Source organism: Pseudomonas sp. NPDC090755, from assembly GCF_044769005.1.
Taxonomy (GTDB): Bacteria; Pseudomonadota; Gammaproteobacteria; order Pseudomonadales; family Pseudomonadaceae; genus Aquipseudomonas.
In genome coordinates this window covers 486187-510012 of record NZ_JBIVXC010000002.1, presented here as the reverse complement: position 1 = coordinate 510012, position 23826 = coordinate 486187, and the positions used below count along the sequence as shown (strand labels likewise).

The window sequence follows — 23826 nt, the reverse complement described above, 5'->3', positions numbered from 1 at the left end:
CTCTGTGGGCGGTGCGGAGGATGCGCAATGGTCGACATTGGCGGTGCTGCGAGGCCCGATCAGGAGACGTCCTTATAATCGGGGGAAGATTATAACGATGTCTCGGGCAGAAATGATCTTTATTAGCGACTTTTATTGACGCAAGGTCAGGCGGCCAGGCTGCGCTGTATCCAGTTGCCGCGCGCAGGTGGGCAAATCCGTGCGCTGGCCGGTAGCGGGTGACCCAGCCAGGCGAGGCGAATTTCGTCGATCTCCACCCACTCGCTGCCATCGGGGCGCTCGGCGCATTGCTTGAAGGCCAGGCATTGACCGCAGGCGTCGAGCCGGGCAAAGGTGCGGACGGGCGGGCGAGCGAACAGGTCTGTCCAGAACCGGGACATGGGGTACTCCCTCTTGGCGTGTGCTGGGCGCCAGCATAGCCGCGTGGCGATGAAACGATTGTGACAGCGAACCGGCAGCGTTCGCGCCGGTCTTATTCGCTAATGGCACGCCGATGGCTGGGCCGCGTCGTGCTGGTTATACTGGCGGCCTTTGCTGCCTATTCTGGAGAGATGAGCATGTTGCAACGTTTGTTGTTCGGTTTGATCGCGGTGACCAGTCTGACCCTGGTCGGTTGTGCCCACAGCCCGCAACAACTCAACCCGCAACCGAAACTCACCGCCCAGCTCGCGCCGGTCGGCCATGGCCAGCCGGTCGTGGTCAAGGTGGTCGACGGTCGCGCTTCGCAAACCCTGGGCACCCGTGGCGGCATGTACCCTGAAACCAGTGCCATCACCGTGACCGGCAACGACCTGCTGCCCAAGCTGCAGGCCCAGGCCGAAGCCGCCGTGCGCCTGCTGGGCTTCACCCCGACGCCCAACGCCTACAACGCGCCGCAACTGACCCTGACCCTGGCCGAGCTCAAGTACCAGTCGCCCAAGGAGGGCCTGTACGTGACCGAAGCCACCATCGGCGCCACCTTCCGTGCCGACGTGTCCAACGCCAACCGTCGCTACAGCGGCCGCTACGGTGCGTCGCTGGACCAGCGTTTCGGCATGGCGCCGAACCAGGAAACCAACACCAAGCTGGTGGGTGACGTGCTCAGCGATGCGCTGACTCGCGTATTCAAGGACCAGGCCATCGGCCAGATCCTCGGCGAGTAAATCCGCGCCCAAGAAAAAGCCCGATGCCGGGGTTGCCGGCATCGGGCTTTTTTTATGCGTGGGATCAGGCCGCTTCGACGTAGAAATCCAGCAGGCTGATGCCGGTATCGCCATCGACCTCCGGCAGGTCGTCGTGGGGATGCCCGCCGAGGGCGCAGTACACCAGCCACTGGCGATCCTGGACGTTGAAGGCCAGGCCGTCGATCAGCGCCTGCTGTTCATCGCTCTGGGCGATCAGGTAAAGACGGTCCTGGTTTTCGGCGTGCAGCATGACAAGCTCCCTTTCGTGACGAAGGCCGACAGGGTGGCGGGTTTGCATGACGATCGTATGACGCGGGCCGTCATTGGTCGAAAAGGGCGGGAATCGACGCACGGCTTGGGTAGAATGCCCGCCGCATCGAGTGTGTCGGTGTATGACTTAGAGGTTCTGTGATGTCGCTGCAAATGCTTTGGGGGCTGATTGCCGCCCACCCGGCCAAGTTGATCAACGTGCTGGCGTTGCTGATTACCTGCCCAGGCGGCCTGCTGCTGCACAGTGCCCGGCGCCGTGAAGCGCAAGTGCTGGCGGGTGCGCCAAGCGATGAAGCGGTGGCCGACGGCATGACCCAGCGGATCAACCGTTTCTACTACATCCTGGGCTTTGCCTTCCTGGCCTTGGCCTTGTTGCTGTCCTGGTTCAGCACCTGGGTCTGAACCCCTATCGCGGGGCAAGCCCGCTCCCACAGTGTGGGAGCGGGCTTGCCCCGCGATAGCTTAGAGCGCCAATCCCGCCTTGACCCGGTACTGATTACGCACCGGCGTCGCATACTGTTGCACCAGGTACGGCCGATGCTCGGCCGGGCAAGCGTCCAGGCGGCGTTGCCATTCGGCCTGGGCGCGGGCCAGCTCATCGCCTGGGAACAGCGTGGCGGCCTTGGGCACTTCCAGCGCCGGATCGGCATCGGCCCATTGCGCGTACGCCAGGTAATGCACTGGGAACAAGCGGTAGCCGGCCAGAATCTGCCGATCGATCTCCGCCGCCAGCTGCTTGGTGTCCTCGAAGAAGGCTGTCACCGGCGGGGCGAAGTTGATGTGCACCCGACCCTTGTAGCCGGTGATGCCCTGGGCGATGCTCAGGTCGTCCTCGCCCGGCGCTTTGCTGTAGCTGCCGGTGGTGGCGCGGATGTACAGCTCGCGGGCCTTGGCCTGGTCGCAGGGGTCGTATTCGTAGCTGATCGATACCGGGCTCAGGTTCAATGCCTGGATCACTGCACCGAAGGGCTCGTCCTTGCGGCTCATGTGGAACATTTTCAGGATCGCCGAATCGGTGCGATCGTCGCCATCCTTGGCCCGGCCTTCAGCCTGGGCGATCCAGATCGACTGGCCGTCGTTGCGGATCGAATGGTTGATGTAGGCCGAGAGCAACTGGTAGGCCGCGAGTTTTTCCCGGCGGCCGGTGATCGAGCGGTGGACAATGAAGCTCTTGTTCAGGCGCATCATGTCGCTGACGAACGGCTTTTGCAGCAGGTTGTCGCCGATGGCGATCCGCGGCGTCGGCAGGCCGGCGTGGTACACGGCGTAGTTGACGAATGCCGGGTCCATGACGATGTCACGGTGGTTGGCCAGGAACAGGTAGGCAGTGCCGGACTTGAGCAACTCGACGCCGGTGTAGGTGACGCCGTCGGTGGCGCGCTCGATGGTATGGTCGACGTAGTACTCGACCTTGTCCTGCAGGGTCGAGACGCAGCTGACCCCGGCGAACTCTTTGCGCAGGCGCCGGGCGATCAGTGGCTTGAGCAGCCAGCCAAAGGCCCCGGCCATGCGCGGGAAGCGAAAGTGGGTGAGGATATCGAGGAATGCCGGGTCGCTGAGCAGGCGTGCCAGAACGGCAGGGACCTCAGCATCGTCGTACGGTCGGATGGCATCGAATTCGCCCATCATGCTCTCTTGTTGGAAACGGCTAGGGTAATAGGTAGGGGCCGGGGTCCGAAAAACGGCTCGAACACGCGCAGGTCCTGTAAATAGACCGGCAATTATACGCACAAGTCACTCCGGAGGCCGCGATGCTGGAGACTGCGATCTACGATTGTCCTTATTGTGGTGAAGAAGTTGAAACGACGGTGGACCTGTCCGGTGGCGACCAGGAGTACATCGAGGACTGCCAGGTCTGCTGCAAGCCCATCCGCTTCGTGCTTCAGGTGCACGGTGAAGAGTGGATGCTGGATGTTTATGGCGAGAACGACTGATGCAACGAATCTATGAGCCGGAAAACCTGCTGGAAGCCGAAATGCTGATCGGCATGCTCGATAGCGAGGGTATCCAGGTACACCTGGTCGGCCGCGACCTGATGGGGGCGATCGGCGACCTGCCGATGCAGGGCCTGCTGGGCCTGGCCGTCGCCGATGAACAGGCCGAATACGCACGCCAGTTGATCGCCGCGTACAATGACGCCCAGCCACTGGCTGGCGACGAACCGGAGAGTCTCCCCGGCACCCTGATTTGCTAGGTTTTTTATCCCCATGTGTGGACGTTATGCGCTGTTTCGCTGGTCTCCTGCCTTTGCCGCCTTGCCGGGGTTCCCGGCGGACCAGCAGGCGCAATGGAACATCTCCCCCGGTGCCTCGGTACTGATCCAGCGCCAGCCTGAAGCCGGCAAGCTGGAACTGGCCCGTGCCCGCTGGGGGCTGACGCCGGCCTGGCTAACCGACCTGTCGCGCACCCCGGCCCATGCCCGGGCCGAAACCCTGGCCGAGCAGCCGATGTTTCGCGAGGCCTTTCGCCAGCGTCGCTGCCTGATGCCGGCCAACGGTTTCTACGAGTGGCGCGGCACGGCGCGCAAGCGGCCGTACTGGCTGACGCCGGGGGAGGGTTCTTCGTTGTTCTTTGCGGCCATCTGGGAGGCCTACCCGGTGCAGGACCAGGTCTGGCTGAGCACTGCGGTGGTGACCCAGGCAGCGATGAGTCTGCGCCGGCCGTTGATTCTCGATGCGGCGGGGCAGGCGGCCTGGCTTGATCCTGAAACGCCCGTGGCGCGGCTGTACGAATTGCTGGCCAGCAGCCAGGCACCGTTGCGGGAGCGGGTGCTGGCCAATTTTGTCAATGATCCGAAGCTCAATGGGCCGGAGTGCCTCACCCCGGCTTGATATCGTATCGCGGGGCAAGCCCGCTCCTACAGTACGTAGGAGCGGGCTTGCCCCGCGATTGAGTTACACCCTGAACTGATTGATCAGGCGTCGCTGCTGTTCGGCCAGCTTGGTCAGCTCGGCACTGGCGCTGCTGGACTCATCGGCTCCGCCCGCCACTTCATTGGCCACCTGGCCGATATTGATCACATTGCGGTTGATATCTTCGGCCACCGCACTCTGCTCTTCGGCCGCGCTGGCGATCTGGGTGTTCATGTCGTTGATCACCGACACTGCCTGGGTGATGCTTTCCAGCGCCTGGGCGGCGCGAGCGGCCTGCTGCACGCTGTCATCGGTCTTGCCCTGGCTGTCTTCCATGACCCGCACCACATCGCGGGTGCCTTGTTGCAACTGTTGAATCATCTGCTGGATTTCTTCAGTGGCCTGCTGGGTCTTCTGCGCCAGGTTGCGCACCTCGTCGGCCACCACGGCAAAGCCGCGACCCTGCTCGCCGGCGCGGGCCGCTTCGATGGCGGCGTTCAGCGCCAGCAAGTTGGTCTGCTCGGCAATGGCGCGGATGGCGATCAGGATCGCATTGATGTTCTCGCTGTCGCGGGCCAGGGTCTGCACCACGCCCACCGCCCGGCCGATCTCCTCGGCCAGGGCGCTGATCGAATCGGAGGTGTTGCGCACGATCTGCAGGCCCTGGTGGGCGGCCTGGTCAGCGTTGCTGGCGGCCTGGGCGGCATGGGTGGCGTTGCGCGCCACGTCCTGGGCGGTGGCGGTCATCTCGTGCACGGCGGTGGCCACCAGCTCGATTTCGGCCATTTGCTTGTGCACCCCCTGATTGGTGCGAATGGCGATGTCGGCGGTGTGCTCCGACGAGTCGCTGACTTTCTGCACCGAGGCCACCACCTGGCTGATCATCGCCTGCAACTTGCCCAGGAAGGTATTGAAGCCCTTGGCGATCGAGCCCAGTTCGTCGGCGCGGTCGCTGCTCAGGCGGCGGGTCAGGTCGCCTTCGCCCTGGGCGATGTCGTCGAGCATGGCCACCATTTGCCGCAGCGGGCGGGCGATGCCGTGGGCCAGCAGCCAGATCACCAGCAGGCCAACGGCGGCGATGCCCAGGCCCATCAGGGTCATGCCGGTGATATCGGTGCGGCGCTGGGCGCTGAGTTCATCCTGGAGTTTGTTGACGTCGGCCATGACCGCACTGACCGGCATCTCCAGCAGCAGGGTCCAGCGCGCGTCGGTGTTGGCGATCTTGAACGGCAGGTACAGCTCGATGCGGCCGGCTTCTTGATTGACCTTGTAGTGCAGGGTTTCGCCGCTGAGCTGGTTCAGGGTAGTGGCGACGCTGGCATCGAGGGCGTCGCTGGCCTTTTCGCCGAATTTGCCCGGGTCCTTGGTGAAGGCCACCAGGCGACCATTGCCCGACACCAGCGCCAACTCGCCTGCACCGTCATAGAGTTGGTGATCGGCTGCGTTGAGCAGTTCCTGGATGAAGTTCACTGACAGGTCGGCACCGGCGATGCCCTGGAACTGGCCGTCGATCATTATCGGTTCGACGAAGGAAGCGAGCATCACCACCTTGTCGCCCACTTTATAGGGGGCCGGGTCGATCACGCAGGCCTTCTTCGATTCCTGCGGGCACAGGTAGTACTCACTGGCGCGCACGCCGGTGGCGAGGATGGTCTGGTCATTCACGTCGGCCAGCTTGTCCTGGCCCAGGCTGCCGTCGTCGTTGCGGAACCACCAGGGCAGGAAGCGGCCGGTGGCACTGTCGATGCCGGTGATGGAGGTGCCGACATAGCGGCTGTCATCGTGGTCCAGGGCGCCAGCTTCCCAGCCCAGGTAGGTGCCGAGGATCAACGGGTTGGTCACGGCGGTCTGCTTGAGCAGGGCGATCAGTTGTTCACGCTCGATCCGCAGCAGCGGGTTGCCGTTGGCGTCCTTCATTCCGAGCATGGCGTTGCTGGTGGCCAGGCTGCGGGCGATCAGCAGCGGCGCTTCCAGGCCGCGCTGGATTTCGCTGACCTGGGTGCGGGCCAGGGCGGTCAGGCGCTGTTCGATTACTGCCTCGAACTGCTGCTGGGTGCGGGCCTGCACCAGCTCCTGGGTGCGCTGGCCGGAATACACGGCATAGAGCACCAGGGCGGCGACTATGCTCAATACAATGGCACCGGCCAGGGCGGCGACGGAAAACTGGATCGACCTGAACTTCATGAAGGGCTCCAAGCACAAAAAATACGTCTGCCCCGGCTTATCGGCTTGTACAGGTCAAAGCATGAGCGCCGTCTGGAGAATTCTTCGTCCGGGATATGGCGGGCTCAACCGAGTCGGCCTAGGATACGCGGCATGTTCGAAGGGAGTGTTTTCATGCGTAAGTCATTTGTTATCGGTGCCCTGAGTGCCGGCATCCTGCTAGCCGGTTGCCAGGCAGTGAACACCACCAGCGGCGGTGCCGTCGGTGTCGAGCGTACGCAGTACATGTTCAGCATGCTGTCGACCGAAGAGGTCAACCAGATGTATGCGCAGTCCTACCAGCAGACGGTGGGCGAAGCCTCGAGCAAGGGTGTGCTCGACAAGACCAGCGCCGAAGCCAAGCGTGTCCAGCGCATCGCCGACCGCCTGATTGCCCAGGCGCCGAAGTTCCGCCCGGATGCGGCGCAGTGGAACTGGGAGGTCAACCTGATCAAGAGCGACGAGCTCAATGCCAACTGCGGCCCTGGCGGCAAGATCTTTTTCTACACCGGCCTGATCGACAAGCTCAAGTTGACCGATGACGAGATCGCCGCGGTCATGGGCCATGAAATCGCCCACGCCCTGCGCGAGCATGGCCGTGAAGCCATGTCCAAGGCCTACGGCGTGCAGATGGCTCGCCAGGGTGCCGGTGCCTTGCTGGGCCTGGGCCAGGACAGCCTGGCGATTGCCGACGCCGTGGTGCAGTACAGCATGACCTTGCCCAACAGCCGCGCCAACGAGAACGAAGCGGATCTGATCGGCCTGGAGCTGGCGGCCCGGGCAGGTTACAACCCGAATGCGGCGATCACCCTGTGGGACAAGATGAGCCAGGCCTCGGGTGGCTCGCAGCCTGAGTTCATGAGCACCCACCCGGCGTCGTCCAGTCGTCAGGCTGCGTTGCAGGCGGCGATTCCGAAGGTGATGCCGTTGTACGAGCAGGCCAAGAAGTAAGTGAAGCAAGGGCTGCTTTGCGGCCCATCGCCGGCGATGCCGGCTCCCACAAGGGGCTGTCAAGCACCAGGCCTGTGGCAGCCGGCGATGAATCCACCGCGGTTCAGCCTACCCAGCCACTGACTTCCATTGCCGAATACACCGCCACGCCCGCCAGGACGAAGAAGGCGGCCGAGGCCAGGCGACGGATCAGGGTCAGCGGCAGTTTCTCGGCGGCAAAGTTGCCCGCCAGCACCACTGGCACGTTGGCAATCAGCATGCCCAGGGTGGTACCGATGATTACCATGATCAGGTGAGGATACTGGGCCGCCAGCATCACCGTGGCCACCTGGGTCTTGTCACCGATTTCAGCGATGAAGAACGCGATCAGGGTGGTCAGGAACGGGCCGTAGCGCCGCGCCGCGCTGGTTTCGTCATCGTCCATCTTGTCCGGGATCAGCGTCCACAGGGCCGTGGCGGCAAAGCTGGCGGCGAGGATCCAGTGCAGGGTGGCGGCGGAGAAGAAGGTACTGACCCAGGCGCCGACCGCACCGGCAGCGGCATGGTTGGCCAGGGTCGCGGCGATGATGCCGGCGATGATCGGCCAGGGCTTGCGAAAACGGGCTGCGAGGATGAGCGCGAGCAGTTGGGTCTTGTCACCGATCTCGGCGAGGGCGACGATCGCGGTCGGGACGAGTAATGATTCCAGCATCAGGATTCCTACGGGGGCGGGTCGACACGGCTATGACACGTACAGCCTTCCCGCCCCGGGTAAGGTGTGCGTGTCATAGGTCTTGTCAAACCCTGGATCCGTCTGTGCGGACCGTGGGTCGCACGCGCCATGGTCTGTGGACCAAGTATGTTGACGCGTACCGGGCGAGCGGGGGGCTCGCGGGAGACTACTCCCCTAGGACGGAGCGGATTCTGCCTAGGCAAATCCGTTTCGGCAAGCGCTGATTTTATCCGTGTGTTGCCTGGTAGATCCTGAATCCTTGCCCTTCGGCCCGGATCCGGCAGTTACCCAGGGCGGCTTCGATCAGCGGTTGGTAGCGCAGGAAGCTGTTGGCGACCAGGCGCATTTCGCCGCCTTTTTTCAGATGTTCGGCTGATTTTTTCAGCAGGTTTTCCGAGGCCTGGTAGTTGGTGTGGACCCCGGTATGGAACGGCGGGTTGCTCAGGATCACCTCCAGGCCACGGGGCGCGGCATCGATGCCGTCACCGCAGATCACCTCACCGTCCAGGCCGTTGGCGGCCAGGGTCAGGCGGCTGCTGGCCACGGCAAAGGCATCGACATCCAGCAAAGTGACCCGGCTCTGTGGATAACGGCGCTTGAGGGTGGCCCCGAGCACGCCGGCGCCACAGCCGAAATCGAGCACGTGGCCAACCGGCAGCTGGTCCAGGTGCTCCAGCAGCAGGGCGGTACCACGGTCCAGGCGGCCATGGCTGAACACTCCTGGCAGGCTGACGATCTGCAGCGCGCCATCGGCCAGCGGCAGTTCGAAGCGCTCGGCCAGGCTTTCCAGTGGCGCGGCCTGTGGTGCGTGTTCCACCGTCACCTGCCAGAGCTGGCAGTGGCGGGCACTGTCGAGTTTGCGTGGCTTGCCGAAGGCGTGCAGCTGCTTGGCCGCGCCTTCGATCCCCCCACGTTTTTCGCCGACCAGATACAGCTCACGCCCGGCCAGGCGCGAGGCCAGGGCATTGAGCAGGTAACTGGCCAGGTCGCGGGACTTGGGCAGGAACAGCACGGCGGCATCGAAGGCGTGGGCGGGGGCCTCTACGCCGAAATGGCTGCGGTCGGCAAAGCGTGCATCGAGGGCCGCCTGGTCTCCCGCATGCCAGCACCAGCCACGGGCGGCGGGCAGCTTGCCGAGGAGGTCGTCGGCAGGCAGGCCGGCGAGCAGCAGCGAGCCCTGGAAAAGTTCGGCCTGACGAAGCAACACTTCACTGCGCGGGTCCATGGACGAGGGCTCCTGAAAAAGTGGCGGAGTTTACCAGAGCCGGGCGCGGCTTAGCCGACCTGTCGACGCGGGCTGCCGGCAAAAAACGCCTCGGCGTTCTCGCTCAGTTGCTCGACGATGCGCTGGCGCGACTCCACTGCGCCCCAGGCACTGTGCGGCGTGACGATCAGGCGCGGGATATCCTTGGCCAGTAGCGGGTTGCCGTTGACCGGCGGTTCGACGCTCAGCACATCGGTGGCGGCGCCGCCCAGGTGGCCGGCTCGCAGGGCATCGGCCAGCGCCTGCTCGTCGATCAGGCCGCCGCGGGCGGTGTTGATGACGAAGGCGCCGGTCTTGAGCATGGCCAGTTCGCGGGCGCCAATCAGGTTGTGGGTGTGTTCGTTGAGCGGGCAGTGCAGGGTCAGTGCGTCGACCTGCGGCAGCAACTCGTCCAGGGGCAGGCGGTCTTCGCGCGCGGGGCGTCCTGGCAACTGACCGAGCAGCACCTGCATGCCGAAGGCTTCGGCCAGGCGCGCCACGGCGCCGCCCAGTTCGCCATGGCCCAGCAGGCCAAGGGTCTTGCCCTCCAGTTCGACGATGGGGAAATCCAGCAGGCAGAACTGCTTGGCGCGGCCCCAGTGCCCTTCGGCTACGGCCTGCTGGTAGTCCGGCAGGCGGGTGGCCAGGGCCAGCAGCAGCGCCAGGGTGTGCTGGGCGACCGACGGGGTGCCATAGCCCTGGCAGTTGCTGACCACCACGCCCTGGGCCCGGGCGGCTTGCAGGTCGACATTGTTGGTGCCGGTGGCGGCCACCAGGATCAGCTTCAGGGTGGGGCAGGCGGCCAGGGTGCTGGCGTCGATCATCACCTTGTTGCTGATCGCCACGGTCGCTCCCAGCAAGCGCTCGGCCACCTGCTCGGGGCGGGTGGCCGGATACAGTTGCAGCTCGTCGAAGCAGCCGCGCAGGCGATCCAGGCTCAGGTCGCCCAGGTCCAGGGAATGATGGTCGAGGAAGACAGCGCGGCGAGGGGCGGACATGGGCGGCTCCAGTGAGTGACGGTGGGACTCAGATCGAGTGAGTGAAGCAGTCGTAACGGGTCTGCTTGAGGCTGGTCTCGAAGGCGAGCAGGTTCTTCTGTTGCTCCCGCAGGCTGTCGATCTGGACCTGCAACTGGGCCTTCCTGGCGCTGATGGCCTGGTGGATACGCGTCACGGGCTGCTCACCCTGGCCATCATCGCGGATCAAGGTCTGCATCTGCTTGAGGCTGAACCCCAGCTTTTGCCCACACTTGATCAGGCTTAACAGCGCCACACTCTGCTCGTCATAGACACGGTAGCTGCCCTGGCGCCTGGGCGCGGGCAGCAGGCCGATCTTCTCGTAGTGGCGAATGCATTTGATGGTGGCGCCGGACAGCTTCGCGGCCTTGCCGATGTACATTGTAAAGTCCCTTTACCTGGCAGTTGCCAGCTGGCGCGCACGCAGCAACCAGTGGTCGCGTTGCGTAGCGCTCGAGCTGATGATGGGACCGAACGTTAACGTCTTTTGCGGCCTGATTCCACAGAAGCGCAGGGTCGTGCGGCGCATCTGCTCCAGGCCCGGCATGCGCTGGACCCAGCGATACCACCAAGGCGGTGTGTCCATGCACACCAACAGGTCGGCGCTGCGGCCCTTGAGCAGTTGCTCGGGAAAGACCGAATCGCTGTGGTACTTGAACGCGAAGCCGGGCAGCAAGACGCGGTCAAGAAAGCCTTTGAGCAATGCCGGTATGCCGCCCCACCAGATAGGGAAGACGAACACCAGGTGTTCGGCCCAGTGGATCAGCGACTGGGCATGCAGCAGGTCGGGCTCCAGTACCTGCGGGTGCTGGTAGCCACCTCTGAGCACCGGGTCGAAGTGCAGTGCACCGACTTCCAGGACCTGGACGTCGTGACCGACTGCACGGGCGCCGCTGACATAGGCAGCGGCCAGCGCCGCGCAGAAACTCCGGTTCGAGGGGTGGCCGAGTACTACCAGGATACGTGCGCTCATCGAAGACTGATCCGTCGTGCAAAGCGTCCAGCCTGGTGGCTGCCCCTTGGGGGAGAGTCAAGCGTCCACCTCTGTGGAAGCGGGTTGTTACGAGGTGTGTCGTGGGCGTAAGGTACAGCCTTCTGTTTTCACCCACTGCCGCAAGGAGCTCCCATGTACTGGGCTGAATTTCTCACCGTCGCTCTGATTCACCTGCTGGCCGTGGCCAGCCCTGGCCCCGATTTTGCCGTGGTCGTGCGCGAGAGCGTGACCCATGGCCGACGTGCCGGCACCTGGACTGCCTTCGGCGTGGGCATGGCGATTTTCCTGCATGTGGGTTACTCGCTGCTGGGCATCGGTCTGATCGTGTCGCAGTCGATCGTGCTGTTCAACGCCCTGAAATGGCTGGCCGCCGCCTACCTGCTGTACATCGGCTACAAGGCCTTGCGGGCGCGCCCTGCCGCGCCGGGCAGTGAAACCGTGCTGGATTCGACGGTCGAGCGCACCCCGCGCGCCGCTTTCGTGGCCGGCTTCATGACCAATGGCCTGAACCCCAAGGCCACCTTGTTCTTCCTGTCGCTGTTCACCGTGGTGATCAATCCGCATACGCCGCTGGCAATCCAGGCCGGTTATGGCATCTACCTGGCCCTGGCCACCGGCCTGTGGTTCTGCCTGGTGGCCATGCTGTTCAGCCAGCTGCGCGTGCGCGCCGCGTTCGCCCGCATGGGCCACTGGTTCGACCGGACCATGGGAGCGGTGCTGATCGCCCTGGGGGTAAAGATCGCTTTCACCGAAATGCATTAATAGCCACTAGCCGCTAGTCCCTCGCCCGGTCAAATCATTCCTTTGGCTGATTTGATCGGCGTTGTGGCGTTCTAGAGTGGGGAAAGTCTTGCCCAGCTTGTGCACTCTAGAAAAGGGACTCCTATGTTGCAGACTCGTGTCATTCCTCCCGCCGAGGGCGCCTATCAGTTTCCGCTGTTGATCAAGCGCTTGCTGCTGTCTGGCAGTCGCTACGAGAAAACCCGCGAGATCGTCTACCGCGACCAATTGCGCTACAGCTACCTGACCCTCAACGAACGCATCGCCCGGCTGGCCAACGTGCTGACCGAGGCCGGGGTCAAGGCCGGTGACACCGTGGCGGTGATGGACTGGGACAGCCATCGCTACCTGGAATGCATGTTTGCCATCCCGATGATCGGCGCGGTGGTGCACACCATCAACGTGCGCCTGTCACCGGAGCAGATCCTCTACACCATGAACCACGCCGAAGACCGCTTCGTGCTGGTCAACAGTGATTTCGTCGGTCTGTACCAGGCGCTTGCCGGGCAACTGACCACGGTGGAAAAAACCCTGCTGCTGACCGACGGCGAGGCCAAGACCGCCGACCTGCCGAACCTGGTGGGCGAATACGAGCAACTGCTGGCGGCCGCAAGCCCCGTGTACGACTTCCCCGATTTCGACGAGAACTCGGTGGCCACCACCTTCTACACCACCGGTACCACCGGCAACCCCAAGGGCGTGTACTTCACCCACCGGCAACTGGTGCTGCACACCCTGGCGGCGGCCTCGGTGACCGGCAGTATCGACAGCGTGCGCCTGCTGGGCAGCGACGATGTGTACATGCCCATCACCCCGATGTTCCACGTCCATGCCTGGGGCATTCCCTATGTGGCCACCATGCTCGGGATCAAGCAGGTCTATCCCGGGCGCTACGAGCCGGAAATGCTGTGCAAGCTGTGGCGAGAGGAAAAGGTCACCTTCTCGCACTGCGTGCCGACCATCCTGCAGATGCTGCTCAATGCCAAGGGGGCGCAGCAACAGGACTTCGGCGGCTGGAAGATCATCATCGGCGGCAGCGCCCTGAACCGCGCCCTGTACGAAGCCGCCAAGGCCCACGGCATCCAGCTCACCGCCGCCTATGGCATGTCCGAAACCTGCCCGCTGGTTTCCTGCGCGCATCTGAACGATGAGCTGCTGGCCGGCAGCGAGGATGAGTGCATCACCTACCGGATCAAGGCCGGTGTGCCTGTGCCGATGGTGGAGGCGGCCATCGTCGACGGCGAGGGTAACTTCCTGCCTGCCGACGGCGAAACCCAGGGCGAGCTGGTGCTACGCGCGCCCTGGCTGACCATGGGTTACTTCCGCGAGCCGCAGAAGGGCGCCGAACTCTGGCACGGCGGCTGGCTGCACACCGGTGACGTCGCTACCCTCGACAGCATGGGCGTGATCGATATCCGCGACCGTATCAAGGACGTGATCAAGACCGGCGGCGAGTGGATCTCCTCGCTGGAGCTCGAAGACCTGATCAGCCGTCACCCGGCGATACGCGAAGTGGCTGTGGTCGGCGTCGCCGATCCGCAATGGGGCGAGCGTCCCTTCGCCCTACTGGTGGTGCACGAGGGCCAGAGTATCGACGCCCGGCTGCTCAAGGAACACCTCAAGCCGTTCGTGGAACTGGGGCACATCAACAAGTGGGCGATCCCCAGCCAGATCGCCCTTGTTACTGAAATTCCCAAGACCAGCGTCGGCAAGCTCGACAAGAAGCGCATCCGCGTGGATATCAGTCAGTGGCAGGCCAGTAACAGCACCTTCCTCTCGACGCTGTGATCAGGCCCGGGTCGCGCCTTCTCAGGCGCGACCCGCACGCCAGACGCCTGCAAGCCTTGTCAAATGACAGAATTCAGCCATCCTTCCCCCTGCCAGCGCAGCTGGCCGGTCCACAGGACCGCACCAGGGGGTGGGGATGCAAATCACACTTTAGAGGGATCAAGCACCGGTACCTGCTGGCTATAGTCGGGCCAGGGGATTTTCAGGAACGGGGGACGGCACATGTATGTGCCTGGTCACTTGCTCGATCACACGGTGTACTGACACCGGTCGAACGAAGCGTTTCTGCAAAGGACTCACTGCCATAAAAATAAAGTACATGGAGTAGCGTCGATGACATCTGTAAATCCGTTCTGGCGCCGGGCGAAACTGCCACTGGCCGTCAGCCTCGCTTCTACGCTCGCCGGTCCTGCATTCGGCGTCAGCTTCAACATCGGTGAAATCGAAGGTTCGTTCGACTCGTCCCTGTCCGTGGGGGCCAGTTGGTCGACGGCCAAGCCGAACGAGAACCTGATCGGCGTCAACAACGGTGGCAAGGGCCTGTCCCAGACCTCCGACGACGGCCACCTGAACTTCAAGCGCGGTGAGACCTTCTCGAAAATCTTCAAGGGCATCCATGACCTGGAGCTCAAGTACGGCGATACCGGCGTGTTCGTGCGTGGCAAGTACTGGTACGACTTCGAGCTCAAGGATGAAAGCCGTCCGTTCAAGGACATCAGCGACTCCGGCCGCAAGGAGGGCGCCAAGTCCGCCGGCGGTCAGATCCTCGACGCCTTCGTCTACCACAACTACTCCATCGCCGATGAGCCGGGCTCGGTGCGCCTGGGCAAGCAGGTGGTGAGCTGGGGTGAAAGTACCTTCATCGGTGGCGGCATCAACTCGATCAACCCGATCGACGTGGCCGCGTTCCGCCGCCCCGGTGCCGAGATCAAGGAAGGCCTGATCCCGGTCAACATGTTCTACGTGTCCCAGAGCCTGACCGACAACCTGTCGGCCGAAGCCTTCTACCAGATCGAATGGGACCAGACCGTCGTCGACAACTGCGGCACCTTCTTCTCGCAGCCAGATGTGATCGCTGACGGTTGTACCGACAACCTGCGCCTGCTCAACAGCAGCCGCAGCCTGCCGCCGGCCGCCCTGGGCTTCCTCGCAAGCCAGGGGGTCGACATCAACCAGGAAGGTGTCCTGGTCGACCGTGGTGCCGACCGCGATGCCCGTGACAGCGGCCAGTTCGGTGTCGCCCTGCGCTACATGTTCGAGCCGCTGGACACCGAGTTCGGCGCCTACTTCATGAACTACCACAGCCGTGCACCGATCTTCAGTGCCACGGGCGCTGCACCGTCGGTCTATGCCGGACTGGGTCGCCTGCCGGCCAGCCTGCAGGCACTGGCGCCGCTGATCGTCGCCGGTAACTCGCAGTACTTTGTCGAGTACCCCGAAGACATTCGCCTGTACGGCCTGAGCTTCTCCACCACCCTGGATACCGGTACCGCGTGGAGTGGTGAGATCAGCTACCGGCCGAACGCGCCGGTCCAGCTCAACACGACCGATATCCTTTACTCTGGCGTCACGCCAATCCCGGGGTTCGGTAATGCGTCGCTGCTCAAGGGCGTTCCGGGGCAAGACCAGCACGGTTATACCCGCAAGGAAATCACCCAGTTGCAAACCACCCTCACGCACTTCTTCGACCAGGTCATGGGCGCAAGCCGTCTGACCCTGGTAGGTGAAGTCGGCGTGACGCACGTCGGTGGTCTGGAGAGCGCGCACAAGATGCGCTACGGCCGCGACCCGGTCTATGGTCCGGGACCACTGGAGCCTACCGGTCCGCTCAATACCTGTCAGTTCCTCAACAGCCGGACCATCGCCGGTGCCGGCAACAATGCTTCGTCGGCCAACCTTAACCGCAAGTGCGAAAACGACGGTTTCACCACCAGCACCTCCTGGGGCTACCGTGCCCGGGCAATCTGGGACTACAACGACGTCTTCGCCGGGGTGAACCTCAAGCCGAACGTGGCCTGGTCCCATGACGTGTCCGGTTACTCCCCGGGCCCTGGTGGCAACTTCGAGGAAGGGCGCAAGGCAATCAGCCTGGGCCTGGATGCCGAGTACCAGAACACCTACACCACCAGCCTGTCGTACACCAACTTCTTCGACGGCAAGTACACCACCGTGGATGACCGCGACTTCATCGCCCTCAGCTTCGGCGTGAACTTCTAAGAACACGGATTCAGGACGAGCATGAACATGAAAATGACCAAGAATCTGCTGCAAGCCGGTGTACTGGGCTTGTCGCTGCTGGCGACCAGCGTCATGGCGGCGGTGTCCGCCGACGAGGCGGCCAAACTCGGCACCTCACTGACCCCGATGGGCGCGGAAAAGGCCGGTAACGCCGACGGCTCCATCAGTGCCTGGAAGCCGCTGTCCAAGACTGCCGGTGCAGTCGATGCCAAGGGCTTCCTCGCCGACCCGTACGCTGGCGAGAAGCCGCTGTACACCATCACCGCGCAGAACGTCGACCAGTACAAGGACAAACTGTCCCCGGGCCAGGTGGCGATGTTCAAGCGTTACCCGGACAGCTTCAAGATCCCGGTGTACCCGACCCATCGCGGTGCCACCGTGCCGGATGACGTGTTCGCCGCGATCAAGAAGAACGCGACCACCACCAAGCTGGTCGAGGGCGGCAACGGCCTGGAGAACTTCACCACGGCCGTACCTTTCCCGATTCCCAAGAACGGTGTCGAGGTAATCTGGAACCACATCACCCGCTACCGTGGCGGCAGTGTCACCCGCCTGGTAACCCAGGCCACGCCGCAGCAGAACGGCTCCTACAGCCTGGTGTACTTCCAGGACCAGTTCGTCTTCCGCGACAAGATCAAGGGTTACGATCCGGCCAACCCGGGCAACGTGCTGTTCTACTTCAAGCAGAAGGTAACGGCGCCAGCGCGCCTGGCCGGTACCGTGCTGCTCGTCCACGAGACCCTCGACCAGGTCAAGGAACCGCGCAAGGCGTGGGTCTACAACGCCGGCCAGCGTCGCGTGCGCCAGGCACCACAGGTGTCCTACGACGGCCCGGGTACCGCGGCCGACGGCCTGCGCACCTCCGACAACCTGGACATGTACAACGGTGCACCGGACCGTTACGACTGGAAGCTGGAAGGCAAGAAGGAGCTGTACATCGCCTCCAACAGCTACAAGCTCGATTCGCCATCGCTCAAGTACGCGGACATTCTCAAGGCCGGTCACATCAACCAGGACCTGACCCGCTACGAGCTGCGCCGGGTCTGGCACGTGGTGGCGACCCTCAAGCCAGGCCAGCGTCATATCTATGCCAAGCGTGACTTCTACATCGACGAAGACACCTGGCAGGCCGCAGTGATCGACCAGTATGACGGTCGTGGTCAACTGTGGCGCGTTTCCGAGGCCCACTCCCAGGACTACTACAACGTCCAGGTGCCGTGGTACACCCTGGAAGCCATTTACGACCTGCAGTCGGGTCGTTATCTGGCACTGGGCATGAAGAACGAGGAAAAGCGGGCCTACGACTTCGGTTTCTCGGCCAGCATCAGCGACTTCCAGCCCGCAGCGCTTCGCCAGGAAGGTGTGCGCTAGGCTTCAAAACCTCCGTGTGATCTCCCAGAACGCCCCGGCTTGCCGGGGCGTTTCTGTTTTTATCTCCCCCAGTTGTCAGACGTTGTTGCTTTTTGTTGTAGTCTTTTTTCGGCAAAGTGCGGCAATCATCTTCAAATACGGGTTTTTAACCGCTAGTCTGGCCTGATCCGTATTGCCGAAGATTCCCTAACTAGAACGAGCCGGCGAATGACTGATCTGTCCCGTACGCAAGGGTTCGCCAACCAGGCCATGAGTGTCCTGGAGGGTCGCTTCTATCGTCCGCCGCTGCCCGAAGGGCACGTACCGCGGGCGCGTTTGTGCCAGCGGCTGCAATCGGGGCTGGGCGGGCGGCTATTGCTGGTCAATGCGCCGGCCGGCTTCGGTAAAAGTTCGCTGGCCGTGGAGTTCTGCCAGGGCCTGCCCAATCACTGGAGCAGCCTGTGGCTGGGCCTGAGCCGGCGCGACAGTGACCCGGGTCGCTTTCTCGAACGCCTGCTCGAAGGCCTGCAGCAGTATTGTCCGGCGCTGGGCAACCAGGCCCTGGGCTTACTGAAGATGCGCCAGCGCCATCAGCCGTTCGCCTTCGAAGAATGGCTCGACGGCCTGCTCGATGAACTGGCCCGTCACCTTCAACCCCACAACCCCTTGCTGCTGGTGCTGGATGACTACCATCTGGCCCAGGGGCCGGTGCTTGACCGCTGCCTGCAGTTCTTCCTCAATCACCTGCCGGCGGGGCTGGTGCTGCTGGTCACCAGCCGCCAGCGCCCGGACTGGCACCTGGCGCGCCTGCGCCTGTCCCGGCAACTGCTCGAGCTCAACGAGCAGGACCTGCGCCTGACCCCCGACGAGTCGCTGGCGGTCCTCGGCCAGCAGCCCACGGTCCTGCGTGGCCAGGCGCTGGACAACCTGATCCAGCGCAGCGATGGCTGGGTGGCCGGCCTGCGCTTCTGGCAACTGGCGGCCAGCGGATCGGGCGCCGACAGCACCTTGCCCCAGGCGCTGCATGGCGGCGAAGGGCTGATTCGCGACTATCTGCTCGAAGAAGTGATCGACATCCTGCCGGGTGAGGTCCAGGGCTTTCTCAACGACACCGCCTGCCAGGAGCGCTTCTGCGCCGAGCTGTGCGATGCCCTGCGCGAAAGCCACGACAGTGCCGAGATCATCCGTTACCTGCAGGCCCACCAGGTGTTCCTGGTGCCGCTGGACGAGCATGGACGCTGGTACCGTTATCACCACTTGTTCTCCGACCTGCTGCGCAGTCGCCAGACCAGCCTGCCGCTGTCGAGCCTGCACCTGCGCGCCTGTCGCTGGTTCCACGGCCAGGGGCTGCTCGACGAGGCGGTGGAGCAAGCCTTGCGGGCGGGGCATCTGGATGTCGCCGCCAACCTGGTGCAGAACCTGTCGGAAGAGCAACTGCTGGCCGAGCAGAACGTCGGCATGCTGTTGCGCTGGAAAATGGACCTGCCCGACAGCCTGCTGATCAGCACACCGCGCTTGATCGTGCTGTACAGCTGGGCCCTGGGCCTGGCCGGGCAGCTCGATGCCGCCGAAGAGCTGGCCAGTCACCTGAGCCGTTTCCTGCCGGCGCCGTCGGCGACCGCACAGAAGTCCATGCTCGCCCAGTGGCTGGCCCTGAGTGGGGTCATCGCCCGTGGTCGCGGCGATCGCGAACGGACCCTGGCCTATTGCGCCCAAGCGCTGCACAGCCTGCCGTTCAAGCGCTATGGGCAACGCCTGGTGTGCCTGTCGACGTTGTCCAACCTGGCCATTGCCGATGCCGATTTCTGGCGCGCCCGGGGCTGGAACCGCGAGGCCCTGGAACTGGCCCAACGGGTCGGTAACCCGCTGTTCGAAGCCCTTGCCCATTACGACCGGGCCCGGGTGCTGCATGCCCGTGGTGAGGTGCTGCGCGCCCTGGATGAAGTGCGCCAGGGCCTGCAGCGCTTGCAGGGACTGTCGGCGCAGCGCCTGTACGCGGCGCGGGCGCGCCTGACCCTGTACGAAGGCTACCTGCTGGCTGCGCGCCTGCAACCCGAGGCCGGGCGTAGCCGCCTGCGGGCAGGTCTGGTCGAGGCCCGGGCCTGCCGCGATATCAGCGTGCTCATCGGTCACTGCGTGATCGCCACGTTGGACGGGCGCGAGGGGCGCTTTGCCGAGGCCTTTGCCGAACTGGCCGAGGCCGAGCGGCTGATGCACATCTGGGATGTGCCACCGATTTTCTACCTGGCGATGATTACCCTGGTCAAATGCGAACTCTGGCTGGCCCAGGGGCGCACCGACCTTGCCGAATCCTGGCTGTTGCGTCTGGGGCAGACCTACGGTGGCGAGCAGGCGGCTGCCGCACCGGAATTCCACCCGTTGCTGCCGTTGCATATCGAACTGCAGCAGGCGCTGCTGGAGCAGACCCAGGGGCGTGGGGAGCAGGCCGGACGACGCTTGCAGGCACTGGTCGAGCGTGGCCAGGCCAGCGGTGGGCACCTGCTGAGCGTCACGGCGTTGTGTCAGTGGATCAGCCTGCTGCTGGCCAGTAACGCCGAAGTACAGGCGCGCGATCTGCTCGTGCTGAGTCTGGAGGCCGCCGCGGGCGGTGCCTTGCAATCATTCCAGCGATTGTTGCGCGAGCATCCGTTGTGGTTGCGCGAGCAATTGCTCACCCAGCCCGCAAGTCCGGCCCAGGTGAGTCTGCTGGCCCTGTTGCCGGCCCTGGAGCCCCAGGAGGCTGCCAGTGGCAGTTGCGAAGCCTTGAGCACCCGGGAGCGAGCGGTGCTGGAGCTGATCGCCCAAGGGTGTTCCAACCAGGAGATCAGCGAGCGGCTGTTCATCTCCTTACACACGGTCAAGACCCACGCCAGCCATATCAACAGCAAGCTGGGTGTCGAGCGTCGCACCCAGGCCGTCGCCCGGGCCAAGGCGCTGGGGCTGTTGTCCTGACGGCATCATCCGCTATCTGCTGTACTCTCTAGATTGACGCTTCTGGAGAGATTACCCATGAGCCTTACACGTCCCCTGTTGCTGCTGGCCAGCCTGTTATCCACAGGCCTGGCCCTGGCGGCCAACGGGCCGTCTTTCTCCTGCGACAAGGCCCAGGGCATGGCGCTGAAGGTCTGTCAGAGCCCGCAGCTCAGTGAACTGGATCAACAGCTCGCCGCCCTTTACCAGCGTGTGCTTGAGCAGGCCGATAACGACACCAAAAAGCAGTTGAAGGCCACCCAGCAAGGCTGGATCAAGGGGCGCGACGAGTGCTGGAAGGCCAGTGATGCCGACGCCTGTGTGCTTGAGCAGTACCAGGTGCGCCTGGTCGAATTGCAGATCCGCTCAGGCGCGGTGCAGGTGCCGGCGGCGGTCGAGTTCGACTGTGACGACGGCAGCAAGCCCTTCATGGCAGTGTTCTACAACCAGCTCGAGCCCCGGGCTGCGGTGTTGACCTATGGCGACGACCAGACCATCGTCATTGCCCAGCGTTCAGGCAGTGGCAGCAAGTACGGCCGCGAAGGCGTCGAGTTCTGGGAGCATCAAGGCGAAGCCAAGGTGAAATGGTACGGACAGGACCTCACGTGCACCGCTGTGCGCTGAGCACAGGCGGGCGGCGCTTTACGGGTGCTGGAGGATCCAGGATGATGGCCTGTTGCCATTGTGGCATTGACGCCACCCACGCCGTCGGCGACCCGGTGTCGATGTCGATGGCAATCCCGCTCAAGCAAATGCTCTACGCGGCCGATACCGTGGCCAGGATCGGCGGCGACGAGTTCGTCCTGGCCATATACGAAGCCAAGCGCAAGGGTAACAACCAGTTCCGGGTCACTGTGACGGGAAGCTGTGCATAACGCTGTTTGTTGAGCCCCGGAAGTCGACCGCTGCGATTGCAGCGGTCCGTGCATCCTTTTTTTTATTTGCCATGTCAGGTTTGGTGGATGCAGGTCTACAGCCAGAAAAGCTTTTTGATCGTCGATGACTTCTCCGATTTTCGCAGTTCAGCCCGCTCCATGCTCCGCGAACTGGGCGTGCGGGATGTCGACACCGCCGACAGTGGCGAGCAGGCACTGCGCATGTGTTCGCAGAAGCGCTACGACTTCATCCTCCAGGACTTTCACCTGGGCGACGGCAAGAAAAACGGCCAACAGGTGCTCGAAGACCTGATCCTCGACAAACTGATCAGCCATGAGTGCGTGTTCATCATGGTCACTGCCGAAAGCAGCCAGGCGATCGTGCTCAGTGCCCTGGAGCATGAGCCGGACGCCTACCTGACCAAGCCGTTCAACCGCATCGGCCTGGCCCAGCGCCTGGAAAAGCTGGTGCAGCGCAAGACCCTGCTCAAACCGATCCTCCAGGCCCTGGACCGTGCCCGCCCGGCCGAGGTGCTGGCCGCCTGCGCCGAACTGTGCAAGAAGGACCCGCGTTTTGCGCCGTTGTGCCTGCGTTACCGTGCCGACGCCTTGCGCGACCTGAACCGTCATGACGAGCTGGGCAAATTCCTCACCGCCATCATCGCCAGCCGGGCGACTCCCTGGGCCTACGCCGCCCTGGGCGGCCTGCTGTTCAAGCGTAATCAGTTCGCCCAGGCCCAGGGCGTGTACGAGCAGGCGCTCAAGGCGTTCCCGATGATGCCCGGCCTGTACGACGGACTGGCCGAGGTGCTGATGGCCCTGGGGGAGAACAAGCGTGCCCAGGGGGTGCTCGAAGAAGCCGTGCGCCTGTCGCCACTGGCGGTGCGCCGGCAGATGATGCTGGGCAAGCTGGCCTTGAGCAACAATGACTTCGAGACGTCTTCCAAGGCCTATCGGCATGCCGTCAACCAGGGCCAGAGCTCGCGCTACAAGAACCCGGAGAGCAACCTGGGGCTTGTCCAGGCACTGATGAGCAAGAATGCCGGCAACGGCCTGGATGCGCGCACCCGGGTCGAGATCAACACGGTACTCAGTGAAGTGGCCAAGGAAAACGTCGAAGACCAGGGGTTGCAGGTGCGCGCACGGTTGATGAAGGCCGCCAGCCTGCAGCAGGCCGGCGACGCCGAAACCGCGGCCAAGCTGACCGAGCAGGCCATGGCCCGCCTGGACAAGATGGAGCAGTTCTTCTCCGTGGAAGCGGCGCTGGTGGTGGCGACCCAGTTGCAGCAACTGGGCCAGGAATCGGCCAGTACCTCGATCCTCAAAGGTTGCGTGGAAACCTACGGTGATGATCCCAAAGTGATGCAGAGCGTCTCGCGCCTGACCGACGACCCGACGGTGCTCAATGCCGTGACCGAGGCCGTCGATCTCAATCGCCAGGGCGTGCGCAGTTACCAGGGCAATCAACTCGGCGAGGCGCTGGCGATGTTCCGTCGTGCCCTGAAACTGCAACCGAAGAACATCAGTATCGCCCTGAACACCGCCCAGGCGCTGCTGCGCATCGGCGGTGAAACGCCACCTGTGGCCATCATGGACGAATGCCGCGCCAGCCTGACCTGCGTGGCCGGTATTCCGGAAAGCGACAGTCGTTACGAGCGATATCGCAAACTGCATCAACGGGCATTTGGCGCATGAACCAGGACAACCAGGGGCTGGATTTTTCCACGGTGATCGCCTCCACCGTACATGACATGAAGAACTCCCTGGCGGCCCTGACCCAGGCGCACAGCCAGTGGCTCGCGCGCTTGCCCGAAGGCAGCGGCGGCAGCGAGCAGGGCGTGATCGAGCACGAGTTCACTCACCTCAACGGCATGCTGGTGCAGTTGCTGGGGTTGTACAAGCTGGGTGTCAACCAGTTGCCCATGTGCCCGGACTACCACGAACTGGACGACTTCATCGAGGCCCAACTGGCCGCGCAGCAGAACCTTTTGCAGCACCGCGACATCCTCGCCAGCTGGCGTATCGAAACGGCCAGCCCCCTGGGCTTTTTCGATCGCGAACTGGTCGGCTCGGTGGTCGCCAATATCCTCAACAACGCCATTCGCCATGCCGGCCACACCTTGCTCATCACCGTCAGCGACGAAGACGAGCAACTGGTCCTGAGCATCAACGACGACGGCCCGGGTTTTGCGCCGCGCATGCTGGAGCGTCAGCAGGAGTATGTGCAGGGGATCGATGGGCGCAGCGGTAGCACGGGCCTTGGGTTGTACTTCGCCGCACGCATTGCCGCGCTGCATGAGCGCGACGGGATCAAGGGACGGATCGAGATTGCCAACGGCGGGGTGTTGGGTGGGGCGGTGTTCAGGCTTTACCTGCCTTGAACGATGGTTGGGGCTGTTCAGAGGCGTAAATTGAGGTTATG

The 23826-nt window shown here is 63.6% G+C and carries 23 protein-coding genes, 2 pseudogenes and 1 riboswitch; of the genes and pseudogenes, 15 read left to right on the top strand and 10 right to left on the bottom strand.

Going from position 1 to position 23826, the window contains the following annotated elements:
• Window positions 1-146: 146 nt before the first annotated feature.
• A complete protein-coding gene (locus tag ACIQUS_RS06275) occupies window positions 147-380 on the bottom strand; it encodes a hypothetical protein (protein WP_403044293.1) in 234 nt (77 codons plus the stop codon).
• Window positions 381-557: 177 nt separating this feature from the next.
• On the opposite strand from ACIQUS_RS06275, the gene ACIQUS_RS06270 reads away from it, so the two are divergent.
• Window positions 558-1142 (top strand): YajG family lipoprotein, encoded by a 585-nt coding sequence (locus ACIQUS_RS06270; RefSeq protein WP_403044290.1) that lies wholly within the window; start codon window positions 558-560, stop codon window positions 1140-1142.
• 64 nt (window positions 1143-1206) lie between these two features.
• Here the strand turns inward: ACIQUS_RS06270 and ACIQUS_RS06265 are convergent, their stop codons facing one another.
• Entirely contained in the window at window positions 1207-1413 is a 207-nt protein-coding gene (locus ACIQUS_RS06265; protein ID WP_403044288.1) for a hypothetical protein, read from the bottom strand.
• 161 nt (window positions 1414-1574) lie between these two features.
• Here ACIQUS_RS06265 and ACIQUS_RS06260 point away from each other — a divergent pair, with 161 nt between their 5' ends.
• Window positions 1575-1835 carry a hypothetical protein gene (locus tag ACIQUS_RS06260; protein ID WP_403044285.1) on the top strand — a complete coding sequence of 87 codons (261 nt, stop codon included), beginning with the start codon at window positions 1575-1577 and terminating at the stop codon, window positions 1833-1835.
• 60 nt (window positions 1836-1895) lie between these two features.
• Here the strand turns inward: ACIQUS_RS06260 and ACIQUS_RS06255 are convergent, their stop codons facing one another.
• A complete protein-coding gene (locus ACIQUS_RS06255; protein WP_403044282.1) occupies window positions 1896-3062 on the bottom strand; it encodes a 1-acyl-sn-glycerol-3-phosphate acyltransferase in 1167 nt (388 codons plus the stop codon).
• A gap of 122 nt (window positions 3063-3184) precedes the next feature.
• On the opposite strand from ACIQUS_RS06255, the gene ACIQUS_RS06250 reads away from it, so the two are divergent.
• Genes ACIQUS_RS06250 through ACIQUS_RS06240 form a run of 3 tightly spaced genes read left to right on the top strand, consistent with a single transcriptional unit; the run spans window position 3185 to window position 4264 of the window.
• On the top strand, window positions 3185-3367 hold the full coding sequence (locus ACIQUS_RS06250) for a CPXCG motif-containing cysteine-rich protein (RefSeq protein WP_010225771.1): 183 nt from the start codon (window positions 3185-3187) through the stop codon (window positions 3365-3367).
• Window positions 3367-3627 carry a putative signal transducing protein gene (locus ACIQUS_RS06245; RefSeq protein ID WP_403044279.1) on the top strand — a complete coding sequence of 87 codons (261 nt, stop codon included), beginning with the start codon at window positions 3367-3369 and terminating at the stop codon, window positions 3625-3627. Before ACIQUS_RS06250 ends, ACIQUS_RS06245 begins: the two co-directional genes overlap by 1 nt.
• A gap of 13 nt (window positions 3628-3640) precedes the next feature.
• On the top strand, window positions 3641-4264 hold the full coding sequence (locus ACIQUS_RS06240) for an SOS response-associated peptidase (protein ID WP_403044277.1): 624 nt from the start codon (window positions 3641-3643) through the stop codon (window positions 4262-4264).
• A gap of 63 nt (window positions 4265-4327) precedes the next feature.
• Here ACIQUS_RS06240 and ACIQUS_RS06235 read toward each other — a convergent pair whose 3' ends face one another.
• Together ACIQUS_RS06235 and ACIQUS_RS06230 are read right to left on the bottom strand one after the other, a co-directional pair.
• On the bottom strand, window positions 4328-5071 hold the full coding sequence (locus ACIQUS_RS06235; RefSeq protein ID WP_403044633.1) for a methyl-accepting chemotaxis protein: 744 nt from the start codon (window positions 5069-5071) through the stop codon (window positions 4328-4330).
• A 111-nt stretch (window positions 5072-5182) separates the two neighbouring features.
• Window positions 5183-5377 (bottom strand): annotated as a pseudogene (locus ACIQUS_RS06230) (HAMP domain-containing protein); the annotation flags it as partial.
• Between the two features lie 1245 nt (window positions 5378-6622).
• Here ACIQUS_RS06230 and ACIQUS_RS06225 point away from each other — a divergent pair.
• Window positions 6623-7438, top strand: a complete 816-nt coding sequence (locus ACIQUS_RS06225; protein WP_403044275.1) for a M48 family metallopeptidase — start codon at window positions 6623-6625, stop codon at window positions 7436-7438.
• 103 nt (window positions 7439-7541) lie between these two features.
• Here ACIQUS_RS06225 and ACIQUS_RS06220 read toward each other — a convergent pair whose 3' ends face one another.
• From ACIQUS_RS06220 to ACIQUS_RS06200, 5 genes are all read right to left on the bottom strand, one after another.
• Window positions 7542-8129 carry a TMEM165/GDT1 family protein gene (locus ACIQUS_RS06220; protein WP_403044272.1) on the bottom strand — a complete coding sequence of 196 codons (588 nt, stop codon included), beginning with the start codon at window positions 8127-8129 and terminating at the stop codon, window positions 7542-7544.
• Window positions 8130-8217: 88 nt separating this feature from the next.
• A riboswitch (yybP-ykoY riboswitch) is annotated at window positions 8218-8337 on the bottom strand.
• Window positions 8338-8376: 39 nt separating this feature from the next.
• A complete protein-coding gene (locus tag ACIQUS_RS06215; protein WP_403044270.1) occupies window positions 8377-9375 on the bottom strand; it encodes a methyltransferase in 999 nt (332 codons plus the stop codon).
• A 50-nt stretch (window positions 9376-9425) separates the two neighbouring features.
• A complete protein-coding gene (locus tag ACIQUS_RS06210; RefSeq protein WP_403044267.1) occupies window positions 9426-10391 on the bottom strand; it encodes a 2-hydroxyacid dehydrogenase in 966 nt (321 codons plus the stop codon).
• A 28-nt stretch (window positions 10392-10419) separates the two neighbouring features.
• Window positions 10420-10791 carry a MerR family transcriptional regulator gene (locus ACIQUS_RS06205; protein WP_403044265.1) on the bottom strand — a complete coding sequence of 124 codons (372 nt, stop codon included), beginning with the start codon at window positions 10789-10791 and terminating at the stop codon, window positions 10420-10422.
• 12 nt (window positions 10792-10803) lie between these two features.
• Window positions 10804-11382: an NAD(P)H-dependent oxidoreductase gene (locus tag ACIQUS_RS06200; RefSeq protein WP_403044263.1), complete on the bottom strand. Its 579-nt coding sequence runs from the start codon at window positions 11380-11382 to the stop codon at window positions 10804-10806.
• Window positions 11383-11535: 153 nt separating this feature from the next.
• Here ACIQUS_RS06200 and ACIQUS_RS06195 point away from each other — a divergent pair, with 153 nt between their 5' ends.
• From ACIQUS_RS06195 to ACIQUS_RS06155, 9 genes and pseudogenes are all read left to right on the top strand, one after another.
• Window positions 11536-12165, top strand: coding sequence for a LysE family translocator (locus tag ACIQUS_RS06195; RefSeq protein WP_403044260.1), 630 nt, complete (start codon window positions 11536-11538; stop codon window positions 12163-12165).
• A gap of 123 nt (window positions 12166-12288) precedes the next feature.
• Complete coding sequence (locus ACIQUS_RS06190; RefSeq protein WP_403044258.1) at window positions 12289-13971, top strand: fatty acid--CoA ligase; 1683 nt, start codon at window positions 12289-12291, stop codon at window positions 13969-13971.
• Between the two features lie 333 nt (window positions 13972-14304).
• Entirely contained in the window at window positions 14305-16188 is a 1884-nt protein-coding gene (locus ACIQUS_RS06185) for a DUF1302 domain-containing protein (protein ID WP_403044255.1), read from the top strand.
• A 27-nt stretch (window positions 16189-16215) separates the two neighbouring features.
• Complete coding sequence (locus tag ACIQUS_RS06180) at window positions 16216-17580, top strand: DUF1329 domain-containing protein (RefSeq protein ID WP_403044253.1); 1365 nt, start codon at window positions 16216-16218, stop codon at window positions 17578-17580.
• Between the two features lie 207 nt (window positions 17581-17787).
• Complete coding sequence (locus ACIQUS_RS06175) at window positions 17788-20511, top strand: LuxR C-terminal-related transcriptional regulator (RefSeq protein ID WP_403044250.1); 2724 nt, start codon at window positions 17788-17790, stop codon at window positions 20509-20511.
• Between the two features lie 57 nt (window positions 20512-20568).
• Window positions 20569-21153, top strand: a complete 585-nt coding sequence (locus ACIQUS_RS06170) for an MliC family protein (protein WP_403044247.1) — start codon at window positions 20569-20571, stop codon at window positions 21151-21153.
• Between the two features lie 77 nt (window positions 21154-21230).
• Window positions 21231-21404: pseudogene (locus ACIQUS_RS06165) on the top strand (diguanylate cyclase domain-containing protein); the annotation flags it as partial.
• Between the two features lie 87 nt (window positions 21405-21491).
• Window positions 21492-23099, top strand: a complete 1608-nt coding sequence (locus ACIQUS_RS06160) for a response regulator (RefSeq protein WP_403044243.1) — start codon at window positions 21492-21494, stop codon at window positions 23097-23099.
• Entirely contained in the window at window positions 23096-23785 is a 690-nt protein-coding gene (locus ACIQUS_RS06155; RefSeq protein ID WP_403044240.1) for a sensor histidine kinase, read from the top strand. The genes ACIQUS_RS06160 and ACIQUS_RS06155 overlap by 4 nt, the downstream gene beginning before the upstream one ends.
• Window positions 23786-23826: the final 41 nt, after the last annotated feature.

What these genes read in the sequence shown, in the direction of transcription:
- ACIQUS_RS06275 (WP_403044293.1), bottom strand. Translation starts at nt 380, where the DNA reads ATGTCCCGGTTCTGGACAGACCTGTTCGCTCGCCCGCCCGTCCGCACC.
- ACIQUS_RS06270 (WP_403044290.1), top strand. Translation starts at nt 558, where the DNA reads ATGTTGCAACGTTTGTTGTTCGGTTTGATCGCGGTGACCAGTCTGACC.
- ACIQUS_RS06265 (WP_403044288.1), bottom strand. Translation starts at nt 1,413, where the DNA reads ATGCTGCACGCCGAAAACCAGGACCGTCTTTACCTGATCGCCCAGAGC.
- ACIQUS_RS06260 (WP_403044285.1), top strand. Translation starts at nt 1,575, where the DNA reads ATGTCGCTGCAAATGCTTTGGGGGCTGATTGCCGCCCACCCGGCCAAG.
- ACIQUS_RS06255 (WP_403044282.1), bottom strand. Translation starts at nt 3,062, where the DNA reads ATGATGGGCGAATTCGATGCCATCCGACCGTACGACGATGCTGAGGTC.
- ACIQUS_RS06250 (WP_010225771.1), top strand. Translation starts at nt 3,185, where the DNA reads ATGCTGGAGACTGCGATCTACGATTGTCCTTATTGTGGTGAAGAAGTT.
- ACIQUS_RS06245 (WP_403044279.1), top strand. Translation starts at nt 3,367, where the DNA reads ATGCAACGAATCTATGAGCCGGAAAACCTGCTGGAAGCCGAAATGCTG.
- ACIQUS_RS06240 (WP_403044277.1), top strand. Translation starts at nt 3,641, where the DNA reads ATGTGTGGACGTTATGCGCTGTTTCGCTGGTCTCCTGCCTTTGCCGCC.
- ACIQUS_RS06235 (WP_403044633.1), bottom strand. Translation starts at nt 5,071, where the DNA reads ATGGCCGAAATCGAGCTGGTGGCCACCGCCGTGCACGAGATGACCGCC.
- ACIQUS_RS06225 (WP_403044275.1), top strand. Translation starts at nt 6,623, where the DNA reads ATGCGTAAGTCATTTGTTATCGGTGCCCTGAGTGCCGGCATCCTGCTA.
- ACIQUS_RS06220 (WP_403044272.1), bottom strand. Translation starts at nt 8,129, where the DNA reads ATGCTGGAATCATTACTCGTCCCGACCGCGATCGTCGCCCTCGCCGAG.
- ACIQUS_RS06215 (WP_403044270.1), bottom strand. Translation starts at nt 9,375, where the DNA reads ATGGACCCGCGCAGTGAAGTGTTGCTTCGTCAGGCCGAACTTTTCCAG.
- ACIQUS_RS06210 (WP_403044267.1), bottom strand. Translation starts at nt 10,391, where the DNA reads ATGTCCGCCCCTCGCCGCGCTGTCTTCCTCGACCATCATTCCCTGGAC.
- ACIQUS_RS06205 (WP_403044265.1), bottom strand. Translation starts at nt 10,791, where the DNA reads ATGTACATCGGCAAGGCCGCGAAGCTGTCCGGCGCCACCATCAAATGC.
- ACIQUS_RS06200 (WP_403044263.1), bottom strand. Translation starts at nt 11,382, where the DNA reads ATGAGCGCACGTATCCTGGTAGTACTCGGCCACCCCTCGAACCGGAGT.
- ACIQUS_RS06195 (WP_403044260.1), top strand. Translation starts at nt 11,536, where the DNA reads ATGTACTGGGCTGAATTTCTCACCGTCGCTCTGATTCACCTGCTGGCC.
- ACIQUS_RS06190 (WP_403044258.1), top strand. Translation starts at nt 12,289, where the DNA reads ATGTTGCAGACTCGTGTCATTCCTCCCGCCGAGGGCGCCTATCAGTTT.
- ACIQUS_RS06185 (WP_403044255.1), top strand. Translation starts at nt 14,305, where the DNA reads ATGACATCTGTAAATCCGTTCTGGCGCCGGGCGAAACTGCCACTGGCC.
- ACIQUS_RS06180 (WP_403044253.1), top strand. Translation starts at nt 16,216, where the DNA reads ATGAAAATGACCAAGAATCTGCTGCAAGCCGGTGTACTGGGCTTGTCG.
- ACIQUS_RS06175 (WP_403044250.1), top strand. Translation starts at nt 17,788, where the DNA reads ATGACTGATCTGTCCCGTACGCAAGGGTTCGCCAACCAGGCCATGAGT.
- ACIQUS_RS06170 (WP_403044247.1), top strand. Translation starts at nt 20,569, where the DNA reads ATGAGCCTTACACGTCCCCTGTTGCTGCTGGCCAGCCTGTTATCCACA.
- ACIQUS_RS06160 (WP_403044243.1), top strand. Translation starts at nt 21,492, where the DNA reads ATGCAGGTCTACAGCCAGAAAAGCTTTTTGATCGTCGATGACTTCTCC.
- ACIQUS_RS06155 (WP_403044240.1), top strand. Translation starts at nt 23,096, where the DNA reads ATGAACCAGGACAACCAGGGGCTGGATTTTTCCACGGTGATCGCCTCC.